The 20973-nt window shown below is 66.0% G+C and carries 17 protein-coding genes; 4 read left to right on the top strand and 13 right to left on the bottom strand.

Annotated features, from left to right (window positions below; translation table 11 throughout):
- Position 1 precedes the first annotated feature (1 nt).
- The 4 genes from ACNQS7_RS12385 to ACNQS7_RS12370 all read left to right on the top strand — a co-directional run bounded on the left by ACNQS7_RS12385 (position 2) and on the right by ACNQS7_RS12370 (position 5955).
- Positions 2-964 (top strand): AAA family ATPase, encoded by a 963-nt coding sequence (locus ACNQS7_RS12385; protein ID WP_370530929.1) that lies wholly within the window; start codon positions 2-4, stop codon positions 962-964.
- The gene (locus tag ACNQS7_RS12380) at positions 961-2211 is read left to right on the top strand and encodes a DUF58 domain-containing protein (protein WP_418012769.1); all 1251 of its coding nucleotides are present in this window, start codon (positions 961-963) and stop codon (positions 2209-2211) included. The genes ACNQS7_RS12385 and ACNQS7_RS12380 overlap by 4 nt, the downstream gene beginning before the upstream one ends.
- 1 nt (position 2212) lies before the next feature.
- Positions 2213-2647 (top strand): hypothetical protein, encoded by a 435-nt coding sequence (locus tag ACNQS7_RS12375; protein ID WP_418012768.1) that lies wholly within the window; start codon positions 2213-2215, stop codon positions 2645-2647.
- 125 nt (positions 2648-2772) lie between these two features.
- On the top strand, positions 2773-5955 hold the full coding sequence (locus ACNQS7_RS12370) for a PPE family protein (protein ID WP_418012767.1): 3183 nt from the start codon (positions 2773-2775) through the stop codon (positions 5953-5955).
- Between the two features lies 1 nt (position 5956).
- On the opposite strand, the gene nuoN is transcribed toward ACNQS7_RS12370, so the two are convergent.
- From nuoN to ACNQS7_RS12305, 13 genes are read right to left on the bottom strand one after another with little or no spacing between them, the layout of a single operon-like run.
- Positions 5957-7528: an NADH-quinone oxidoreductase subunit NuoN gene (nuoN, locus tag ACNQS7_RS12365; RefSeq protein WP_418012766.1), complete on the bottom strand. Its 1572-nt coding sequence runs from the start codon at positions 7526-7528 to the stop codon at positions 5957-5959.
- The gene (locus ACNQS7_RS12360; RefSeq protein WP_418012765.1) at positions 7525-9102 is read right to left on the bottom strand and encodes an NADH-quinone oxidoreductase subunit M; all 1578 of its coding nucleotides are present in this window, start codon (positions 9100-9102) and stop codon (positions 7525-7527) included. The genes nuoN and ACNQS7_RS12360 overlap by 4 nt, the downstream gene beginning before the upstream one ends.
- Positions 9099-10988 (bottom strand): NADH-quinone oxidoreductase subunit L, encoded by a 1890-nt coding sequence (gene nuoL, locus ACNQS7_RS12355; protein WP_418012764.1) that lies wholly within the window; start codon positions 10986-10988, stop codon positions 9099-9101. The genes ACNQS7_RS12360 and nuoL overlap by 4 nt, the downstream gene beginning before the upstream one ends.
- A gap of 10 nt (positions 10989-10998) precedes the next feature.
- On the bottom strand, positions 10999-11298 hold the full coding sequence (nuoK, locus tag ACNQS7_RS12350) for an NADH-quinone oxidoreductase subunit NuoK (protein ID WP_055580875.1): 300 nt from the start codon (positions 11296-11298) through the stop codon (positions 10999-11001).
- Positions 11295-12071 (bottom strand): NADH-quinone oxidoreductase subunit J, encoded by a 777-nt coding sequence (locus tag ACNQS7_RS12345; protein WP_418012763.1) that lies wholly within the window; start codon positions 12069-12071, stop codon positions 11295-11297. Before ACNQS7_RS12345 ends, nuoK begins: the two co-directional genes overlap by 4 nt.
- Positions 12068-12616, bottom strand: a complete 549-nt coding sequence (nuoI, locus tag ACNQS7_RS12340) for an NADH-quinone oxidoreductase subunit NuoI (RefSeq protein ID WP_269435191.1) — start codon at positions 12614-12616, stop codon at positions 12068-12070. The genes ACNQS7_RS12345 and nuoI overlap by 4 nt, the downstream gene beginning before the upstream one ends.
- Positions 12609-13871, bottom strand: coding sequence for an NADH-quinone oxidoreductase subunit NuoH (gene nuoH / locus ACNQS7_RS12335; RefSeq protein ID WP_418015967.1), 1263 nt, complete (start codon positions 13869-13871; stop codon positions 12609-12611). Before nuoH ends, nuoI begins: the two co-directional genes overlap by 8 nt.
- A 5-nt stretch (positions 13872-13876) precedes the next feature.
- The gene (locus tag ACNQS7_RS12330) at positions 13877-16294 is read right to left on the bottom strand and encodes an NADH-quinone oxidoreductase subunit G (protein WP_418012762.1); all 2418 of its coding nucleotides are present in this window, start codon (positions 16292-16294) and stop codon (positions 13877-13879) included.
- A gap of 7 nt (positions 16295-16301) precedes the next feature.
- A complete protein-coding gene (gene nuoF / locus ACNQS7_RS12325) occupies positions 16302-17633 on the bottom strand; it encodes an NADH-quinone oxidoreductase subunit NuoF (protein ID WP_055580871.1) in 1332 nt (443 codons plus the stop codon).
- A complete protein-coding gene (gene nuoE, locus ACNQS7_RS12320) occupies positions 17630-18391 on the bottom strand; it encodes an NADH-quinone oxidoreductase subunit NuoE (RefSeq protein WP_418012761.1) in 762 nt (253 codons plus the stop codon). Before nuoE ends, nuoF begins: the two co-directional genes overlap by 4 nt.
- On the bottom strand, positions 18388-19689 hold the full coding sequence (gene nuoD, locus ACNQS7_RS12315; protein ID WP_418012760.1) for an NADH dehydrogenase (quinone) subunit D: 1302 nt from the start codon (positions 19687-19689) through the stop codon (positions 18388-18390). The genes nuoE and nuoD overlap by 4 nt, the downstream gene beginning before the upstream one ends.
- A complete protein-coding gene (locus ACNQS7_RS12310; RefSeq protein WP_418012759.1) occupies positions 19689-20417 on the bottom strand; it encodes an NADH-quinone oxidoreductase subunit C in 729 nt (242 codons plus the stop codon). Before ACNQS7_RS12310 ends, nuoD begins: the two co-directional genes overlap by 1 nt.
- Positions 20414-20968 (bottom strand): NuoB/complex I 20 kDa subunit family protein, encoded by a 555-nt coding sequence (locus tag ACNQS7_RS12305; RefSeq protein ID WP_055580867.1) that lies wholly within the window; start codon positions 20966-20968, stop codon positions 20414-20416. Before ACNQS7_RS12305 ends, ACNQS7_RS12310 begins: the two co-directional genes overlap by 4 nt.
- Positions 20969-20973: the final 5 nt, after the last annotated feature.

Raw genomic sequence — 20973 nt, 5'->3', positions numbered from 1 at the left:
GATGCCAGTTGGTACGACCACCGCCCAGTGTGAGGCGGTCCTGGATGAGATCGAACGCATCGTGGTCGGGAAGCGCTCGGCCCTCACGCTCATCCTGACCGCCTTGCTGGCCCGTGGGCACGTCCTGATCGAGGATCTGCCCGGACTGGGCAAGACGCTGATAGCGCGGTCGTTCGCGTCGGCGCTGGGGCTGGAATTCACCCGAGTGCAGTTCACGCCCGACCTGTTGCCGGCCGACCTGCTCGGTTCGACGATCTACGACATGCAGTCGGGGCGTTTCGAATTCCGCCGGGGCCCGATCTTCACCAACCTGCTGCTCGGCGACGAGATCAACCGCACACCTCCCAAGACGCAGGCGGCACTGCTCGAGGCGATGGCCGAGGGGCAGGTCAGTATCGATGGTCAAACTCACAAGCTGCCAACGCCTTTCATCGTCCTGGCCACCGACAACCCGATCGAGTACGAGGGCACCTATCCGTTGCCGGAGGCCCAGTTGGACCGCTTCGCCATCCGGCTGGAACTGCGCTATCTCTCCGAACAGGACGAGGCGGCGATGCTGCGCCGGCGCCTGGACCGAGGTTCGGCGGAACCGGTGGTCAATCAGGTTGTCGACGCGACCGACCTGCTGGCCATGCGCGAGGCGGTCGAGCAGGTCACCGTGCACGAAGATGTGCTGCAGTATGTGGTGTCGCTGGCCACCGCGACGCGCCACCATCCTCAGGTCGCCGTCGGCGCCAGTCCGCGCGCCGAACTGGATCTGGTGCAACTCGCCCGTGCCCGCGCGCTGTTACTCGGCCGCGACTACGTGATCCCCGAAGACGTCAAGGCGCTCGCCGTTCCCGCTGTCGCCCATCGCATCACGCTCCGTCCGGAGATGTGGGTGCGCAAGATTCAGGGCGCCGACGTGGTCGGGGAATTGTTGCGGCGCCTACCCGTACCCCGCGCCGACCGCCCGCCCACGTGATCACGCAGCGCGACGTCGAGATCCGCTGGCGTGCATCCCCACTGACGTTGGCGATCGCCACCTGCGCCGGAGTGGCGCTGGCGGCCGCGGTGATGGGCGGACGGTGGCAGCTCGTCGCATTCGCGGCGCCGCTGCTCGGGGTGCTGTGTTCGCTCAGTTGGCAATCTCCGGTCCCGGCGGTCCGGGTGCACGCGGAGCCCGATGCGCAACGATGTTTCGAGAACGAGGAATCGCGGGTGCGGGTGTGGGTCACCACGGACGCCGGCCCGGCCGCCGTCGACCTCGCGGTCTCGGCCGTCGACGGGATGGAACTGGAGGAGATCGAAACCGATCCCCAAGCGAAAACGGTTGCCGCGGTGGCTAAGCGGTGGGGACGCTACCACCTGCGGGCCCGGGTCGACGTCGTTGCGCGTGGTGGGCTGCTCAAAGGGGTCGGAACCGCCGACGTCGCCGACATCATCGTGTTTCCGCTGACACCGCCGCAATCGACCTCGATCCCGCAGATCGAGTTGCTCGACCGGTTAGGAGCCCACCTCACCCGGCATATCGGACCTGGCGTCGAATACGCCGACATCCGTCTCTATGTTCCGGGTGATCAACTGCGCGCAGTGAATTGGGCGGTGAGCGCCCGGCGGGGACGACTGCACGTGACGCAGCGGCTGACCGACCGTGCCGCCGACGTGGTGGTGCTGATCGACACCTATCGCCAGCCGGCAGGGCCCGCGACCGCGGCCACCGAACGCGTCGTGCGCGGTGCTGCCCAGGTGGTGCAGACCGCGCTGCGCAACGGCGACCGGGCCGGCATCGTCGCCCTCGGCGGCAACCGACCCCGCTGGCTCGGCGCCGACATCGGTCAGCGCCAGTTCTACCGGGTGCTCGACACCGTGCTGGACGCCGGCGAGCGGTTCGAAACCACCACCGGCACCCTGGCTCCCCGCGCGGCAGTGCCCTCGGGTGCGATCGTCATCGCGTTCTCGACGCTGCTGGACACCGAATTCGCCCTGGCGCTCATCGATCTGCGCAAGCGCGGGCATGTCGTGGTGGCGGTGGACGTGCTGGAGAGCTCCCCGTTCGAGGGTGAGCATGACCCGCTGGTGGTCAAGATGTGGGCGCTGCAGCGTTCGGCGATGTACCGCGACATGGCCACCGTCGGCGTCGACGTGCTGTCCTGGCCGTCGGATCGCTCACTCGAACAGTCCATGGGCGCGCTCCCGGACCGCCGGGTACGCGTGCGGGGCAGGCGCTGACATGCTCGCCGCGTCCGGTACCCGGGTCTTCTCGGTGGCGTTCGGTCTGCTGATGGTGGCAGCGGCGGCCATCGGATCCCACGGGCTACCGCTGATGGTCGCCGCCGCGGCAGTGCTCGCCGTCGGGCTCGGAACGGTATTTCGTTCTGCCGCAACGATTGCCGTGTTGCTGGCAGTGACCGTCGTCGTGGCGTCGGACCCGTCGCACATTCTCGCGGCGCTCTCGGGACTGTGTGCCGCGGCCTACCTGGTGTGCCGGCACGCGTCGGGCGACGTCGTCACGGGCAGTTGGCCCACGATCGTCGCCGCCGTCGGCTTCACCTTCGCCGGACTGGTGGCGACGTCATTCCCGGTGCAGGTGCCCTGGTTGCCGTTGGTGGCGCCGGTCGCGGTGCTGGCGATTTATGTCCTGGCGACCCGCCCGTTTCTGAATTAGGGGAATTTGACGGAACCGCATAAAGCGGCCACCGGTTTCTTCTATGGTTCGTGCTGACGAAACGTGTCGGGCGCGAATCTCGGTAGCAGTGAGGCTGCGCCCTGTTCTGCGGAAGGGGTCGCCTGATGAGTTTCTTTATGTTGCCGCCGGAGATCAATTCACTGCGGATATTCACGGGTGCGGGTCCGGCGCCGATGCTGGAGGCCGCGACGGCGTGGGACGGTCTGGCGCAGGAACTGGCAACGGCCGCTCAGTCGTTCCAGGCAGTCACGTCCGGCTTGGCCGGTCAGGCCTGGCAGGGTGCCGCGGCAGAGCGGATGGTCGCGGCCGCCACCCCCTACGCCGGGTTGCTGAATGAATCGGCGTTACGGGCGTCCTCGGCGTCCTCGGCGGCCAAGGCGGTAGCGAGTGTGTTCGAGGCGGCACGGGCGGCCGTGGTGCATCCGCTCGCAGTTTCGGCGAATCGAAACGCGTTCGTGCGGTTGGTAATCAGTAATCTGTTCGGTCAGAATGCCCCGGCCATCGCGGCCGCCGAGAGTGTGTACGAGGAGTTCTGGGCCGCGGACGTGGCGGCGATGGTGAGCTATCACAGCGGCGCGTCGGCTGCGGCCGCTGCGTTGTCGTCGTGGGGCGATGCACTGGCTGGCCTGCCCGGGTTGGGTCAGGCAGCTGCCGCCGCGGCCACTATTCCCGACGTGAACACAGGTCTGGGCAACATCGGCTCGTGGAACTTCGGTGGCGGCAACAACGGATTCTTGAATCTGGGCAACGGGAACACCGGAAGCGTCAACGTAGGGGGCGGTAACCTCGGCAATCTGAACCTGGGCAGCGGCAACTTCGGGTCCTTCAACCTGGGCTTCGGAAACACGGGCTACACCAACCTCGGCCTCGGAAATGCGGGCCGACTGAACGTGGGATTCGGCCATTCCGGCAACGGCAACGCCGGTTTCGGGAATCTCGGAAACAGCAACCTCGGCGGTGGCAACCTCGGCACCCTGAACTTCGGCAATGGAAATCTGGGCTCGTTCAACCTGGGCAGCGGCAACCTGGGCTTGTCCAACATCGGTTTCGGCAACAACGGCAACTTGAACTTCGGCTTCGGGAACCATGGCAACAACAACATCGGGTTCGGGCTGACCGGAGACAACCAAATCGGTATCGGCGCGCTCAACTCCGGGACCGGCAATATCGGCTTCGGGAACTCGGGCAACAACAACGTCGGGTTCTTCAACTCCGGCAACGGCAACTCCGGCTTCTTCAACTCCGGTAACGGAAACTTCGGGTTCGGTAACGCAGGAGGCTTGAGCACCGGTTTCTGGAATGCGGGTGACACCAATACGGGCTTCGGCAACGCCGGTTTGCAGAACTTCGGGTTCGGAAATTCGGGGAATCTCAACGCGGGCATCGGAAATTCCGGCGGATTTAACATGGGCTCGGGGAACACCGGGGTCCACAACACCGGATCTTTCAACTCGGGAGACTTCAATACCGGTCAGTCGAACAGCGGTGGGCTCAACACCGGACTGGGTAATTCCGGCAACACCAACACCGGCCTGCTGAATTCAGGTGACTTCAACACCGGTGTCGGAAGTGCGATTACGCCGGCGGGAGCGACCGGTTCCGGTATCGGCAACACCGGATTCAACAGCTCCGGGTTCTACAACACGGCCAACTTCTCGTCCGGTTTCCAGAACTCCGACGCCGGCGTGGGAGCCACGTTGATGTCAGGTTTCAGTAACTCCGCCGCGAGTGCCGTCGGGTGGTACAACACCGGTCAGGACACGGTAGGAATCCTGAACTCCGGCAACCTCAGCGCAGGTATCTCCGTTGCCGGAGTGGGTAGCTCGGGTATCAGTATTCCCGGTAACTCGAGCTCTGGGTTCTTCCACCAGGGCAATAACCAATCCGGCATCTTCGGCCAGGCTGCGGCGCCCGCGGTCCTGCTCGGCCTCGGACCGCTGGCCCCGGTTCTGGCAGCGTTGCCTCAAGCGCCGGCACTGGGCCTTGCCCTGCCCGACGTCAACACCGGCTTGGGCAATCTGGGCGTCTGGAACCTGGGCGGCGGAAACATCGGCGACTTCAACCTGGGCATCGGCAACATCGGGAACGTCAACCTGGGCGGCGGAAACCTCGGCAATCTGAATCTGGGCAGTGGCAACTGGGGCTCCTACAACATCGGTAGCGGCAACGTCGGCAGCATCAACTTCGGCAGCGGCAACTATTTCGGGAATCTGAACTTCGGCGGCGGAAACTACGTCGGCAGCGGCAATTTCGGCTTCGGCAACCACTTCGGCGACGGAAACCTCGGCAACGGAAACTCGGGCAGCGGCAACATCGGCAGCGGAAATCTCGGCGCGTTCAACCTCGGCAGCGGGAACTTGGGATCGTCCAACTTCGGGTTCGGCAACAAGGGCAGCTTCAACTTCGGAATCGGGAACAACGGCAACAACAACATCGGCTTCGGACTCACCGGCGACAACCAGTTCGGCATCGGCGCGTTGAACACCGGCACCGGCAACGTCGGCTTCGGCAACTCCGGCAACAACAACGTCGGTTTCTTCAACTCCGGTGACGGGAACTTCGGCTTCTTCAACTCCGGCAACACCAACACCGGCTTCGGCAATGCCGGAAACGTCAATACCGGCTTCTGGAACGGGGGCGGGCTGAACACCGGCTTCGGCAATGGCGGGTTTACGAACGTCGGATTCAGCAACGGCGGCTTCGACAACGTCGGCGTCGGCAACGCCGGCACAAGCAACATGGGCTCCTTCAACGCGGGCTACGCCAATACCGGCGACTTCAACTCGGGCGGGATTTCCGGCGGGCTCGGGGCCAATACCGGATCGTTCAACGCCGGCTCGCTGAACACGGGGTTCGGCAACTCCGGCGACCTGAACACGGGGCTGTTCAACGCCGGCAACGTCAACACTGGTGTCGGCAGCGCGACCGATCAGGCCGGGACCGTGTCCGGATTCGGCCACGCCGCCGGAGCCACGAATGTCTCCGGGTTCAACAACTCGGGTGACTCCATATCAGGACTCCAAAACGTCAAACCCAGTGGCTTCCTGCCGATCTCGGGCATCAACAACAATGGCTCAGGTTTGGTCGGGTTCAACAACATCGGAGATTTCAACGTCGGATTCGGCAATACCGGATCATTCAATGCCGGGTTCAACATTTCGGGCAAGTTCAGCTCCGGCATCGGCATATCCGGCGACGCAAGTTCCGGCATCTCGAACTCGGGCAACGCCAGTTCCGGGTTCTACAACAAGGGCGACGACCAGTCCGGATTCTTCGACCAGACGTAAGTCAGTTCAGGAACGTTGCCGCGCGCTCAGCCACGTCCAGCACCGGCTGCGGGAAGATGCCGAGCAGCACCGTGACCAATGCGCAGACCGCGATGGCCGCCTTGCTCAGCACCCCGGGCGTCATGACATGCGGTGTGTCATCGGTGGGCTCGGTGAAGAACATCGAGACGATCACCCGCACATAGAAGTACGCGGCCACCCCGCTGGAGATCACACCGATCACCACCAGCGGCACGGCACCGCCCTCGGCGGCGGCCCTGAACACCGCGAACTTGCTGATGAAGCCACTGGTCAGCGGGATGCCGGCAAAGGCCAGCAGGAACATCGAAAGCATCACGCCCACGATGGGGGAGCGCTGACCCAGGCCGGCCCAGCGAGACAGGTCGGCGTCCTCGACGTCCTCGGAATTGCGTACCAGGCCCACGATCGCGAACGCGCCCACCGTGCTGAAGCTGTAGGCGATCAGATAGAACAAGGTGCCGGAAAGCCCGGCCGGGTTGTCGGCGATCACACCGGTGAGGATGAATCCGACGTGTGCCACCGACGAATACGCCAGCATCCGTTTGACATTCGTCTGGGTCACCGCGGTGATGGTGCCTACGGTCATGGTCAGGATCGCGATTCCCCACAGCACCGGACGCCAGTCGTGATGCAGCGGAGGCAGCGCGACGTAGACCACGCGCAGTAGCGCACCGAACGCCGCGACCTTGGTCGCCGCCGCCATGAAGCCGGTGATCGGGGTGGGTGCCCCCTGATACACGTCCGGAATCCACGAATGGAATGGGACGGCTCCCACCTTGAACAACAGACCGACCGACAGCAGCGCCACTCCGACCAGCGCCATGGACGTATCGCTGTCGCCCGCAAGCGAATCGCGGATCCCACCGAGTGTGAGCGTGCCGGTCGCGCCGTAGAGCAAGGCGACACCGTAGAGGAAGAAGGCCGACGAGAACGCGCCCAGCAGGAAGTACTTCAACGCCGATTCCTGCGACACCAGGCGGCGGTGCCGGGCCAGCCCGCACATCAGGTACAGCGGGAGCGAGAGTACTTCCAGCGCAACGAACATGGTCAGCAGGTCGTTGGACGCGGGAAACACCATCATGCCGCCAACCGAGAGGGTCAGCAGCGGGAAGAGCTCGGTCTGAGCCACACCGGCGCGTTCGGCTTCGTGCTCGACGTCGCTGCCTGGCACCGCGGAGGCTTGTGGGGTGAAGGAATCCAGTCCCGCGAATACCTTTTGCTTGGTGTCAACGGTTCGCTGGCTGCGCTCGGCGACGAAGATGACCGCCAGCACCGAGACCAGCACGATGGTGCCCTGCAGGAAGAGTGTCGGCCGGTCCACGGCCACCGCCCCGAGCACGGCACGGCGGCCCTCGGCCGGAACCGACTTCGCTACTGCCACAACGGCGACGAACGCGGCGGTCAACCCGGCGAGGGCCAGCACCAGCTGCGCGCCGTAGCGGAGCCGACGGGGGAGGAAGGCCTCGACCAGCACCCCGACGACCGCGATGCCGAAGACGATGAACATCGGGGACAGCAGGAAGTACTCGATGCTGGGGCTGGGCAGCGTCATTGGTGCGGTCCTTCGGCTTTACGGGGGACGGCGTTGATCGGAACCGTGGGTGCGGGATCGTGCTGACCGATGGTGGTCATGGTGCTCTCGACCGCCGGGTTGATGATGTCCAGCACCGGTTTGGGGTAGACGCCGAGCACGAACAACAGCGCGAGCAGCGGTGCGACGACGATCATCTCGCGTCCCACGAGATCACGGATCTTCTCGTTGCCCTTGGCGACCGGGCCGGTCATCACGCGCTGGTAGAGCCACAGCATGTAGATGGCCGCGAGCACCAGGGCCGTCACGCCGAAGGCCGCAGCCACCCAGTAGCGGTTGAAAGTGCCCAGCAACACCAGGAATTCGCTGATGAACGGCGCCAGGCCGGGCAGCGACAGGGTGGCCATGCAGGACACCAGGAAGGTGCCGGCCAGGATCGGGGCCACCTTCTGCACGCCTCCGTAATCGGCGATGTTGCGGCTGCCACCGCGGGAGACCAGGAACCCGGCGATCAGGAACACCGCGGCGGTGGAGATGCCGTGGTTGAGCATGTAGAGCGTCGAGCCGCTCTGCCCCTGGGTGGTCATCACGAAAATGCCGGCGATGATGAACCCGAAGTGGGAGATCGAGGTGTAGGCAATCAGCCGCATCATGTCGGTCTGGCCGATCGCCACAATGGCGCCGTAGATCACGCCGATGATGGCCAGCGTGACGATGGCGGGACGGAAATAGGTTGAGGCGTCCGGGAACAGCTGCAGGCAGTACCGCAGCATGCCGAAGGTGCCCACCTTGTCCATCACCGCGGTGATCAGCACCGCGGTCGCTGGAGTGGATTCGACGGCGGCGTCGGGCAGCCAGCGGTGCAGCGGCCACAGCGGGGCCTTGATCGCGAACGCGAACATGAAGCCCAGGAACAGGGCCTTGAACACCGCCGGGTCGACACCGGCGAGGCGGCCGGCCTTCACGTCGTCGACGATCCGGACGAAATCGAAGGTGCCGCCGCCGTGCTGGCTGGTGACCACGTAGAGGCCGATGACCGCGGCCAGCATGATCAACCCGCCGAACAGGTTGTACAGCAAGAATTTCACCGCGGCCCGCGAGCGCTCCTTGCCCTGTCCGAACCCGCCGATGAGGAAGTACATCGGGATGAGCATGGCCTCGAAGAAGACATAGAACAGCAGCACGTCCAGGGCGACCACGGAGATCAGCACCATCGACTCGATGGCCAGCGTCAGCGCGACATAGGCGTGCGGGCCGCGGGGATTGGTTTCTCCGCCGTCGTTCCAGCCGGCGACCAGCAGCAGCGGGATCAGCACGGTGGTCAGCACCACCAGGATCAGTGCGATGCCGTCCACGCCCAGGGAGTAACTGGCGCCGAAAGCCGGTATCCAGGTGCGCTTTTCGACGAACTGATAGGTGTCACCGCCGGGTTTGAACCCGACGGCCACCACCAGGGAAACGGCCAGCGTCGCGACGGCGACCACCAGGCCCGTCCACTTGGCGACCTGGCGCAGGCCCGGAGGCAACAGAATCACCAGCACCGCACCGGCCAACGGAACCAGCCAGAGCACACTCAGCCAGGGCACATTACTCACCACAAGTTCACCGCCAACAGCGCTCCGGCGACCAGGGCCGCACCCGCCAGCATCGACAGCGCGTAGTTGCGGGCGAAGCCGGTCTGCAAGCCCCGCAACCCGTTTGATGTCCGGCCGACCAGCGCGGCCAGTCCGTTGACCGACCCGTCCACGCCGGCGTTGTCGACGGCGACCAGCCTCTCCGTCAGGTGCGCACCCGGGCGCATGAAGACCTCCTCGTTGAAGGCATCGCCGTAAGCGTCGGCGCGTGCGGCCGTTGTCAGCACCGAAACCTGAGCCGGGGCGACCCGCGGAATCTCCGCCTTGCCGCCGTACATCCGGTAGGCCACCGCGATACCGACGACCACCACCCCCAGGGCGAGCGAGGTGCTGACCCAGGCCGGTACGGCGTGCGCGGTCTCCTCGTGCGCCCCGACGACGGGTTCCAGCCAGTTCTTGAGCGTCCCGCCGATGGCGAACAGGGCGCCGGAGAATACTGAACCGAACGCCAGGATGATCATCGGCCACGTCATCAGCGCCGGTGATTCGTGCGGATGGGAGCTTGGCGCCCAACGCTTCTGGCCGAAGAAGGTCATCAGCATCACGCGGGTCATGTAGAAGGCGGTGATGCCGGCGCCCAGCAGCGCGGCCCCGCCCAGCACGTAACCGCGGGCGCCGCCGGCGCCCAGCGCGGCTTCGATGATCGCGTCCTTGGAGAAGAATCCCGCGAACGGCGGCACGCCGATGATCGCCAGGTAGCCCAGGCCGAACGTCACGAACGTGACCGGCAGGGCCTTGCGCAGCCCGCCATAGCGGCGCATGTCCTGCTCTTCGTGCATCGCGTGAATGATCGACCCGGACCCGAGGAACAGCCCGGCCTTGAAGAAGCCGTGGGTGAGCAGGTGCATGATCGCGAACGCGTAACCGGCCGGGCCGAGGCCGGCGGCCAGCACCATATAGCCGATCTGGCTCATCGTGGACGCGGCCAGGGCGCGTTTGATGTCGTCCTTGGCGCAGCCGATGAACGCCCCCAGCATCAGGGTGACGGCGCCGACGACGACGACGGCCAGCTGAGCGCCGGGAGCCAGGTTGAACACCGGGTTGGACCGCACGATGAGGTACACACCGGCGGTCACCATGGTTGCCGCGTGGATCAGCGCCGACACCGGGGTGGGACCCTCCATCGCATCGCCCAACCAGGCCTGCAGCGGAACCTGGGCGGACTTGGCGCAGGCGCCCATCAGCAGCAGCAGGCCCATGGCGTTCAGCACGCCCTGGCTGGCCGCCGGTGCCCCGGCGAACACTCCCGCGTAGGACACCGTGCCGAAGGTGGCGAACATCAGGAACATCGCCAGGGCCAGGCCGGCGTCCCCGACCCGGTTCATCACGAACGCCTTCTTGGCCGCGGTGGCCGCCGACGGCTTGTGGTACCAGAAGCCGATCAGCAGGTAGGACGCCAGACCGACACCTTCCCAGCCGACGTAGAGCAGCACATAGTTGTCGGCCACCACCAGCAGCAGCATCGAGGCCAGGAACAGGTTGAGGTAGCCGAAAAACCTTCTGCGGTCTTCGTCTTCGGCCATGTAGGCGATCGAGTAGACGTGGATCAGTGACCCGACGCCGGAGATGAGCAGGATGAAGCACATCGACAGCTGGTCGATCTGCAGCCCGAAGTCGACCTGCAACTGGGCCACCGGCATCCAGGTGTAAACCGTCTGATGGATGACGCGGTCGTCGGCCGACCGGCCCAGCAGTTCCGTCAGCAGCGTGACGCCCACGCCGAACGCCGAGAGGGCGGCCAGCGTGCCGAGCCAGTGGCCCCACGCGTCGGTACGTCTACCGCCGAACAGCAGGATCGTGGCACCCGCCAGCGGCAGCGCCACCAGCAGCCAGGTGTAGTGGATCATCTTGGCGTTCTCAGCCTTTGAGTAGATTCGCGTCGTCGACCGACGCCGATTTGCGGGCACGGAAAATCGTCATGATGATGGCCAGCCCGATGACGACCTCGCACGCGGCGACCACCATGGTGAAGAACGCGATCATCTGTCCGTCGAGCTTGCCGTGCATCCTCGCGAACGTGACGAACGCCAGGTTGACGGCATTGAGCATCAACTCGACGCACATGAACATGACGATCGCGTTGCGCCGCAGCAGCACTCCGGAAGCCCCGATGGTGAACAGCAATGCCGAAAGGTAAAGGTAGTTGGCCGGATTCACGAGGCACCGCCCTTCACGGCTTCCGGTGAGGGTGTTTCCAGCCCGTCGGCCCCGCGGGTGCGCAGGATCTTGGAGACCGACAGGTCCGAGTAGGAGCCGTCGGGCAGCAGCGCTGCCACGTCGACGGCGTTGTGACGCGCGTAGACGCCCGGATTGGGCATCGGGGTGGCGTGACCGCCGGGCCGGAAGCGCTCTTCGGAGAGTTCGCGCTGGGTCTTGCGTCGCTCGAAGCGCTCCCGGTGCGCCAGGATCATCGCGCCCACCGCGGCGGTGATCAGCAGCGCGCTGGTCAGCTCGAACGCCCACAGGTAGCGCGAGAAGATAAGGGCCGCCAGCCCTTCCACGTTGCCGTTGGCGTTGGCGCCGGCCAGGCCGGAGAAGCCGCCGGTCGCGACGTTGCCGATGCCGGCGATCAACAGCACGCCGAACCCGACACCGGTGACCACCGCGGCCACCCGCTGTCCGCGCAGGGTCTCTTTGAGCGATTCCGCGGAGTCCACGCCGATCAGCATCAGCACGAACAGGAACAGCATCATCACCGCGCCGGTGTAGACCACCACCTGCACGACGCCCAGGAACAGCGCGTCCTGGGCCATGTAAAAGACCGCCAGGATGAGCATCGTCATCGCCAGGTACATGGCCGAGTAGACGGCGTTGACCGCCAGCACCACCCCGAGCGCGCCGATGACCGCCGCCGCGCCCAGCACCCAGAACATCACGGCTTCACCGGTGGAGGTGTGGGTCAGAGTTTCTGCTGCGAGGGTGACGATCATCGGGCGTCCTGGCTCTCGCGCAGGCCGTGGGCCGTCACGTTGCCCAGGTAGTAGTCCTTGTCGGTGGCGCCCTCGGCACGGGGGTGCGGTGGCGCGAGCATGTCTTGCAGCAGCGGCGCCAGCAGCCTGTCCTTTTCGTAGATCAGGTCCGCGCGGTTGTCGTCAGCCAACTCGTAGTCGTTGGTCATGGTCAGCGCCCGGGTGGGGCAGGCCTCGATGCACAGCCCGCACCCGATGCAGCGCAGGTAGTTGATCTGGTACACCCGGCCATAGCGTTCGCCGGGAGAGTAGCGGGCCTCTTCGGTGTTGTCCGCGCCTTCGACGTAGATCGCGTCGGCGGGGCAGGACCAGGCGCACAGCTCGCAGCCGATGCACTTCTCCAGGCCGTCCGGGTACCGGTTGAGCTGGTGACGGCCGTGATAGCGCGGGGCCACCGGGCCGGGCTTCTCCGGATACTCCTCGGTGATGTTCTTCTTGAACATCGACCCGAAGGTGACGCCGAATCCGGCAACGGGATCGATGAGGCGCTTGAAAATGTTAGCCACGTGCCTTCTCCTTGCTCGCACCTACCGGCCGCTCGAGGGTCTTGAGCGGCAGCGGCGGTGTCGGGAATGCCGGCTCGTCGGCTGAGCCGCTCGGGGTGAGGCTGACAACCTGCCTTCGGCGCTTGCGGGGGCTGGGCGCGCTGAACGGTTTTCGCAACGTGGCGATCAATGCCACGGCGAAGACCAGGCTGCACACCACCAGCAGGGTGGTCCAATGCGCGTAGCCCTGGTTGCGCAGCGTGCGGATCACCGCCGCGATCATGATCCACACCAGCGACACCGGGATCAGCAGCTTCCAGCCCAGCGACATGAACTGGTCGTAGCGGAACCGGGGCAGGCTGGCGCGCAGCCAGAAGTAGATGAACAGGAACGTCCACATCTTGAGGGTGAACCAGAGCACCGGCCACCAGCCGTGGTTCGCGCCCTCCCACATGTTCAGCGGCCACGGCGCGTGCCAGCCACCGAAGAACATGGCCGCGGCCAGCGAGGACACCGTGAACATGTTGACGTACTCGGCCAGCATGAAGATCGCGAACTTCAGCGACGAGTATTCGGTGTGGAAACCGGCGACCAACTCGCCCTCGGCTTCCGGAAGGTCGAACGGCGCCCGGTTAGTTTCGCCGACCATTGAGATGAGGTAGATCACGAACGACGGCAGCAGCAGGAACACGAACCACACCCGGTCCTGGGCGGCCACGATCTGCGACGTCGACATCGAGCCCGCGAACAGGAACACCGCCGCGAAGGACAATCCCATCGCCACCTCGTAGGAGATCACCTGTGCGGTGGAGCGCACCCCACCGAGTAGGGGATAGGTGGAGCCGGAAGCCCAGCCGCCCAACACGATTCCGTACACGCCGATGGCCGACATCCCCAGGATGAACAGCACCGCGACCGGAAGGTCGGTCAGCTGCAGAGGCGTCCAGTGACCGAACACCGACACCTCAGGTCCGAACGGGATGAACGAGAAGGCGGTGAACGCGGGAATCGCCGAGATGGCCGGCGCCGCGAAGTACACGAACCAGTCGATGCCCTTGGGGGTGATGCTCTCCTTGAGGGCCAGCTTGATGCCGTCGGCGAGGCTCTGCAGAGTGCCCCACGGTCCGGCCCGGTTTGGGCCCGGCCGCAGCTGCATCCAGCCCAGGATTTTGCGCTCGAGCAGGATCGCCACCAGCACGTTGAGCATCAGGAACACGAAGATGGCCAGCGCCTTGCCCAGCACCAGCCACCAGGGATCGTGTCCGAAGGCGGCCAAACTGTTCACTTTCCGACCCCGATCTTGACGACGGCGCCGCTGGTGACGCCGAGTTCCTGGTGCACCGCCGAGCCCGGGGAGTTCAGCGGCAGCCACACCACTCGGTCCGGCATGTCGGTCACGTTGAGCGGCAAGGTGATTGAGCCGCGGTCGGTGCTGACCGTCACCGACTCGCCGTCGGCGGCGCCGATCTCGGCGGCGGTACCGGCCGACAACCGCACGACGGGTGTGCGTGCGGTGCCCGCAAGATGCGGTTCGCCGTCCTGCCCGCGGCCCGCGTCCAGCAGCATGCGCCAGCCGGTCAGTACGGCCTGGCCCTGCTCGGGCTGTGCGCCGGCTTTGGCTTCGACGGTGGGGCTGGCGGCGTGCTTGCCATCCCAGGTGCCCAGTCCGGCCAGTTCTTCGCGTGCCGTTTCGACCGTCGCGCAGTTCAGTTGGATGCCCAACTCGTCGGCCAGCGTGTCGAGCACCCGGTGATCGGATTGGCCGGCCTGCAGCATGCTGCCCTTGAACGCTGGTTCGAAGGCGCGGTAGCGGCCCTCCCAGTTGACGAAGGCGCCGGCCTTCTGGGTGGTCGGGGCGACCGGGAACACGACGTCGGCCCGCTCGGTGACCGCGCTGTGCCGCAACTCCAGGCTGACCACGAACGGGGCCGCGTCCAGAGCGGCCAGCACCGCGTCCGGGTCGGCGAAGTCGCCGGCTTCGATGCCGCCCACCAACAGCGCGCCGAGAGTTCCGTCGGTGGCTGCGGCGAAGATCCCGTCGACGTCGCGGCCTGTTGCGGAAGGCAATTCGTCGACGTGCCAGGCGGCGGCGACCTCTGACCGGGCGGTGTCGTCGGCGACCGGACGGCCACCGGGCAGCAGTGCGGGCAGGGCACCCGCTTCCAGCGCGCCGCGTTCCCCGGCCCGCCGCGGCACCCAGGCCAGCCGGGCTCCGGTCGAGTCCGCCAACCGGGCCACCGCGGACAACCCGCCGGGCACGGTGGCCAGCCGCTCGCCGACCATGATCACCGCGCCGGTGGTGCTCAGCAGGTCGCCTACTTCGCCGGTGGCGAGGTCGTCCAGCGCCGCGGGCTCACCGCCGGGCGCCGTCTGCAGCAACTGGCCCGACATCTTCTCCAGCGCGCGGGTGGCGAACGGGGCGATCGCGTACACCGGTACGTTGTTCTTTCGCGCCGCCTTGCGCAGCCGCAGGAATACGATCGGCGATTCTTCTTCCGGTTCGAATCCGACCAGCAGCACCACCGGCGCCGACTCCAGGTCGGCATAGCTGACGCTCACCGGCCGGCCGGCGACGCGGGCCGCCAGGAAGTCGGCCTCCTCCGCGGACTGTGGGCGGGCACGGAAGTCGATGTCGTTGGTGTTCAAGACGATTCGCGCGAACTTGGCGTACGCGTAAGCGTCTTCCCAGGTGGCCCGGCCGCCGACCAGCACGCCGGTGCGGCCCCGTGCTGCCTCCAGGCCCTGCGTGGCGGCCACGATCGCGTGGGCCCACGAAGCCGGCGTGAGCTCTCCGTTGGAATCCCGGATCAGCGGGGTGGTGAGCACGTCCGGCTGGGTGGCGTAGTTGAACGCCCACCGGCCCTTGTCGCAGTTCCACTCTTCGTTGACTTCCGGGTCGTCGCCGGCCAGGCGGCGCGTCACCTTCCCGCGGCGATGGTCGGTGCGCTGGGAGCAACCGGATGCGCAGTGTTCGCACACGCTGGGGCTGGACACCAGGTCGAACGGGCGGGCCCGGAACCGGTATGACATGCCGGTGAGCGCGCCGACCGGGCAGACCTGCACGGTGTTGCCGGAAAAGTAGGAGTCGAACGGCTCGTTGGCGTAGATGCCGACCTGCTGCAGCGCGCCGCGCTCCTGCATGTCGATGAACGGGTCGCCGGCGATTTGGTTGGAGAACCGGGTGCAGCGGGCACACAGGATGCAACGCTCGCGGTCCAGCAGCACCTGTGCGGAGATGTTGATCGGTTTGGCGAAGGTGCGCTTGACGTCGGTGAAGCGAGATTCCGCACGGCCGTTGGACATTGCCTGGTTCTGCAGCGGGCACTCACCGCCCTTGTCGCACATCGGGCAGTCCAGCGGGTGGTTGATCAGCAGCAGTTCCATCACGCCGTGCTGCGCCTTGTCGGCGGCCGGAGACGTGAGCTGGGTGCGCACCACCATGTCGTCGGTGCAGACGATGGTGCATGACGCCATCGGCTTGCGCTGTCCCTCGACCTCGACCATGCACTGCCGGCACGCGCCCACCGGGTCGAGCAGCGGGTGGTCACAGAACCGTGGGATCTGGATGCCCATCAGCTCGGCCGCGCGAATGACCAGAGTTCCCTTCGGAACGCTGATTTCGGCGCCGTCGATGGTCAGCGTCACCATGTCCGGCGGCTTGACCTCGTCGCCGGTATCCGTCTTGGCCGCACTTGTCATTGCAGCGTCAGGCCTTTCCGTTCAACGTCGCTGGCTTGGAGGTCAGCATGGAATCTTTGGGGTCAAACGGGCACCCGCCGGTTTCGACGTGGGCGATGTATTCGTCGCGGAAATGCTGAATTGACGACATCACCGGGCTGGCCGCGCCATCTCCCAACGCACAGAACGACTTTCCGAGGATCGCATCGGAGATGTCCAGCAGCTTGTCCAGGTCTTCGCGGGTGCCCTGGCCGTTCTCCAGGCGGGCGTAGATCTTGTCCAGCCAGAAGGTGCCCTCGCGGCACGGCGTGCACTTGCCGCAGGACTCGTGCTTGTAGAACTCGGTCCAGCGGCGAACAGCCCGCACTACGCAGGTGGTTTCGTCGAAGATCTCCAGTGCCTTGGTGCCCAACATGGATCCCACAGCGCCGACGCCCTCGTAATCCAGCGGCACATCCAGGTGCTCGTCGGTGAGCAGGGGAGTCGACGAACCGCCCGGCGTCCAGAACTTGAGCCGGTGCCCGGCCCGGACGCCGCCGGCGTAGTCGAGCAGCTCGCGCAACGTAATACCGAGCGGGGCCTCGTACTGGCCGGGCCGGGTGACGTGCCCGGAGAGCGAATACAGCGTGAAGCCAGGCGATTTCTCGCTGCCCATCGACCGGAACCAGTCGACGCCGTTGAGGACGATGGACGGGACGCTGGCGATGGTCTCGACGTTGTTGATCACGGTGGGGCAGCCGTAGAGGCCGGCGACCGCGGGGAACGGCGGCCGCAGCCGGGGCTGGCCGCGGCGGCCTTCCAGCGAGTCGAGCAGGGCGGTCTCCTCGCCGCAGATGTAGGCGCCCGCGCCGGCGTGCACCACGAGCTCCAGGTCGTATCCGGAGCCACCGATGTCGCGGCCCAGATATCCGGCGGCGTAGGCCTCGGCCACCGCATTCTGCAACCGGCGCAGCACCGGCACCACCTCGCCGCGCACGTAGATGAACGCGTGGCTGGCCCGGATCGCGTAGGCGGCGATGATGACGCCTTCCACCAGCACGTGCGGAGTCGCCAGCATCAGCGGAATGTCTTTGCAGGTGCCGGGTTCGGACTCGTCGGCGTTGACCACCAGGTAGTGCGGCTTGGCCGCGGGCCCCTTGTCGCCCTGGGGAATGAACGACCACTTGGTGCCGGTCGAGAAGCCGGCCCCGCCACGGCCGCGCAGCCCTGAGTCCTTGACGGTGGCGATCACGTCGTCGGGATTCATGGCCAGGGCCTTTTTCATGGCCTGGTAGCCGTCATAGCGTTCGTAGGTCGCCAGCGACCAGGACTCAGGGTCGTCCCAGTAGCGGCTGATGACCGGGGTCAAAGGTGTTGTCATGCTTGGCCTTCCGGACCAGGGGGAGCCTGCATGTCGTTCTCCTTGGCCACCCGCAGCCCGGCCAGGGTGGCCGCGCCGGGCCCGCCCTGTCCCTCGTCGGGACGCTCATCGCGCAGACCGGCCAGGATGCGTGACGTCTCGCGGAACTTGCACAGCGGTGCGCCGCGGGTCGGCTTTGCGGGCTTCCCGGCGCGCAGCGAGTCGACGAGTTCGCGGGCGGACTCGACGGTCTGGTTGTCGTAGAACTCCCAGTTGACCATCATCACCGGCGCGTAGTCGCAGGCCGCGTTGCACTCGATGTGTTGCAGCGTGACGGCCCCGTCGTCGGTGGTCTCGTCATTGCCGATGCCGAGATGTCCTTTGAGGTCTTCGAATATCGCGTCGCCGCCCATCACCGCGCACAGCGTGTTGGTGCAGACGCCGACCAGATACTCGCCGGTGGGGCCGCGGCGGTACATCGTGTAGAAGCTGGCCACCGCCGAGACCTCCGCGCCGGTGAGGTCCAGTTGCTGGGCGCAGAACTCCATCCCGGCCGGGGTGATGTAGGAGTCCTCGCCCTGCACCAGGTGCAGCAACGGCAGCAGCGCCGACCGCTTGTTCGGGTACTTGGCGATGATCTCCTTGGCTTCCACCTCCAGCCGCGCGCGCACCTCGGTGGGATAGGACTCCGGCGCACCCTCCACCACGAACTGGCTGGGTTCCTCCGGTGGCGGGCCGAGCCGGAGGAAAACCCGCTCGCCGCTGCCTGATTCGCTCATCGGTCCACTCCGCCCATCACGGGGTCGATGCTGGCGACCGCGGTGATCAGGTCGGCCACCATGCCGCCCTCGCACATCGCGGCCACCGACTGCAGGTTGGTGAACGACGGGTCCCGGTAGTGCACCCGGTAGGGGCGGGTACCGCCGTCGCTGACCATGTGCACGCCCAGCTCGCCGCGCGGGGATTCTACGGCGACGTAGACCTGACCGGCCGGAACCCGGATGCCCTCGGTGACTAGCTTGAAGTGGTGGATCAGGGCCTCCATCGAGCTGCCCATGATCTTGGCGATGTGCTCCGGTGAGTTGCCCATGCCGTCTGGGCCCACGGAAAGGTCTGCGGGCCAGGCGATCTTACGGTCTTCGACCATCGTCGGGCCGGGCTTGAGCTTGTCCAGGCACTGCTCGACGATCTTGATCGACTCCCACATCTCATTGACGCGAATCATGTAGCGCCCGTACGCGTCACACGTGTCCTCGGTGATTACGTCGAACTCGTAGTTCTCGTAGCCGCAGTAGGGTTCGCTCTTGCGCAGGTCGTGCGGCAACCCCGTGGAGCGCAGGATCGGACCGGTGATGCCCAGCGCCATGCAACCGGTCAGATCCAGGTAACCGACATCCTCGGTGCGGGCCTTCCAGATTGCGTTCTCGTTGAGTAGTTCGCCCATCTGGCGCAACGGGATCCGCAACTCCTTGAGGGCGGCCGCGATGTCGTCGACACCGTTGGGCGGCAGGTCCTGGGCCAGGCCACCGGGACGGACGTAGGCGCTGTTCATGCGCAGGCCGGTGATCTTCTCGAAAAGGGTGAGCACGATCTCGCGGGCCCGGAAGCCGACGAACATCGGCGTCATCGCACCCAGTTCCATTCCGCCGGTGGCCAATGCGACCAGGTGCGAGGAGATGCGGTTGAGTTCCATCATCATCACCCGGATGACGTTGACCCGCTCCGGGATCTCGTCGGTGATGCCGAGCAGCTTCTCCACACCCAGGCAGTAGGCGGTCTCGTTGAAAAACGGTGCCAGGTAATCCATTCGGGTGACGAAGGTGACGCCCTGCGTCCAGTACCGGTATTCGAGGTTCTTCTCGATGCCGGTGTGCAGGTAGCCGATTCCGCACCGGGCCTCGGTGACCGTCTCGCCCTCGATCTCGAGGATCAGCCGCAGCACGCCGTGGGTGGACGGGTGCTGGGGTCCCATGTTGACGACGATGCGCTCGCCGGGATCGGCCTTGCGGGCGGCGTCGACGACCTTGTCCCAGTCCTGGCCGCCGGCGACGACGAGTGTCTCTGCTGGTGCGCTCATCAGTTATAGCCCCTGCGTTCGTCGGGCGGCGGGATCTGCGCGCCCTTGTACTCCACCGGGATGCCGCCCAGCGGATAGTCTTTGCGTTGCGGGTGCCCGTGCCAGTCGTCGGGCATCTCGATCCGGGTCAGCGACGGGTGGCCGTCGAAGATGATTCCGAAGAAGTCGTAGGTCTCGCGCTCGTGCCAGTCGTTGGTGGGGTAGACGTTGAACAGCGACGGGATGTGCGGATCACTATCGGGCGCAACGGCTTCCAGCCGCAGCCGACGGTTGTGCGTGATCGACTTCAGCGGATACACGGCGTGCAGTTCGCGCCCGGTCTCGTTGGGGTAGTGCACTCCGCTGACGCCCAGGCACAGCTCGAAGCGCAGTTCCGGCTCGTCCCGCAGCCGTTGGGCGACCTGCGGCAGCAGATCCCGGCGCACATAGAGGGTGAGCTCGTCGCGGTAGACCACGACCTTCTCGATCGCCTCGTTGAAGTCGAGGCCTTCGCGGTCCAGGGCCTCGGCGAGGCGGTCGGCGATGTCGTCGAAGTAACCGCCGTAGGGCCGCGGACTTTCGCCGGGCAGCGCGATCTCGCGCACCAGTCGTCCGTAGCCGGAGGTGTCGCCGGTGCCGCGCACGCCGAACATGCCGCGGCGGACGTTGATGACCTCTTGCCCTTCCGGCGGAATGTCGGCTCCCGGAGTCAGTGTCGCGCCCTGCGGGTCCTTGTCCGGTGAGCTCATCGCAGCAGTCCGCGCATCTCGATCGTCGGCCGGGCCGCCATGGCCGCCTCTTCGGCCTCGGCGATGGCCTTCTCGCGGTTGACCCCCAGCGGCATTTCCTGAATCTTCTCGTGCAGCTTGAGGATTGCGTACAACAGCATCTCGGGCCGGGGTGGGCAGCCGGGCAGGTAGATGTCCACCGGCACCACGTGGTCGACGCCCTGGACCACCGCGTAGTTGTTGAACATGCCGCCGGACGACGCGCAGACACCCATCGCCAGAACCCATTTCGGCTCGGCCATCTGGTCGTAGATCTGGCGCAGCACGGGCGCCATCTTCTGGCTGACCCGGCCCGCGACGATCATCAGATCCGCCTGCCGCGGCGTCGCCGAGAACCGCTCCATGCCGAATCGGGCGATGTCGAACCGCGGCCCGGCGGTAGCCATCATCTCGATCGCGCAGCAGGCCAACCCGAACGTCGCCGGCCACAGTGAGTTCTTGCGGACGTAGCCCGCAACTTTCTCAACTGTGGACAGCAGGATTCCGCCGGGTAACTGTTCTTCCAGTCCCACGTCCT

Origin of the sequence: Mycobacterium sp. 23 (genome assembly GCF_048287075.1) — a bacterium.
GTDB classification, from domain to species: domain Bacteria; phylum Actinomycetota; class Actinomycetes; order Mycobacteriales; family Mycobacteriaceae; genus Mycobacterium; species Mycobacterium gordonae_B.
Note: the sequence above shows the minus strand (reverse complement) of the source record. Positions and strands in the feature narration are given on the sequence as shown.

What these genes read in the sequence shown, in the direction of transcription:
- ACNQS7_RS12385 (WP_370530929.1), top strand. Translation starts at nt 2, where the DNA reads ATGCCAGTTGGTACGACCACCGCCCAGTGTGAGGCGGTCCTGGATGAG.
- ACNQS7_RS12375 (WP_418012768.1), top strand. Translation starts at nt 2,213, where the DNA reads ATGCTCGCCGCGTCCGGTACCCGGGTCTTCTCGGTGGCGTTCGGTCTG.
- ACNQS7_RS12370 (WP_418012767.1), top strand. Translation starts at nt 2,773, where the DNA reads ATGAGTTTCTTTATGTTGCCGCCGGAGATCAATTCACTGCGGATATTC.
- nuoN (WP_418012766.1), bottom strand. Translation starts at nt 7,528, where the DNA reads ATGACGCTGCCCAGCCCCAGCATCGAGTACTTCCTGCTGTCCCCGATG.
- nuoL (WP_418012764.1), bottom strand. Translation starts at nt 10,988, where the DNA reads ATGATCCACTACACCTGGCTGCTGGTGGCGCTGCCGCTGGCGGGTGCC.
- ACNQS7_RS12345 (WP_418012763.1), bottom strand. Translation starts at nt 12,071, where the DNA reads ATGATCGTCACCCTCGCAGCAGAAACTCTGACCCACACCTCCACCGGT.
- ACNQS7_RS12330 (WP_418012762.1), bottom strand. Translation starts at nt 16,294, where the DNA reads ATGACAAGTGCGGCCAAGACGGATACCGGCGACGAGGTCAAGCCGCCG.
- nuoF (WP_055580871.1), bottom strand. Translation starts at nt 17,633, where the DNA reads ATGACAACACCTTTGACCCCGGTCATCAGCCGCTACTGGGACGACCCT.
- nuoE (WP_418012761.1), bottom strand. Translation starts at nt 18,391, where the DNA reads ATGAGCGAATCAGGCAGCGGCGAGCGGGTTTTCCTCCGGCTCGGCCCG.
- nuoD (WP_418012760.1), bottom strand. Translation starts at nt 19,689, where the DNA reads ATGAGCGCACCAGCAGAGACACTCGTCGTCGCCGGCGGCCAGGACTGG.
- ACNQS7_RS12310 (WP_418012759.1), bottom strand. Translation starts at nt 20,417, where the DNA reads ATGAGCTCACCGGACAAGGACCCGCAGGGCGCGACACTGACTCCGGGA.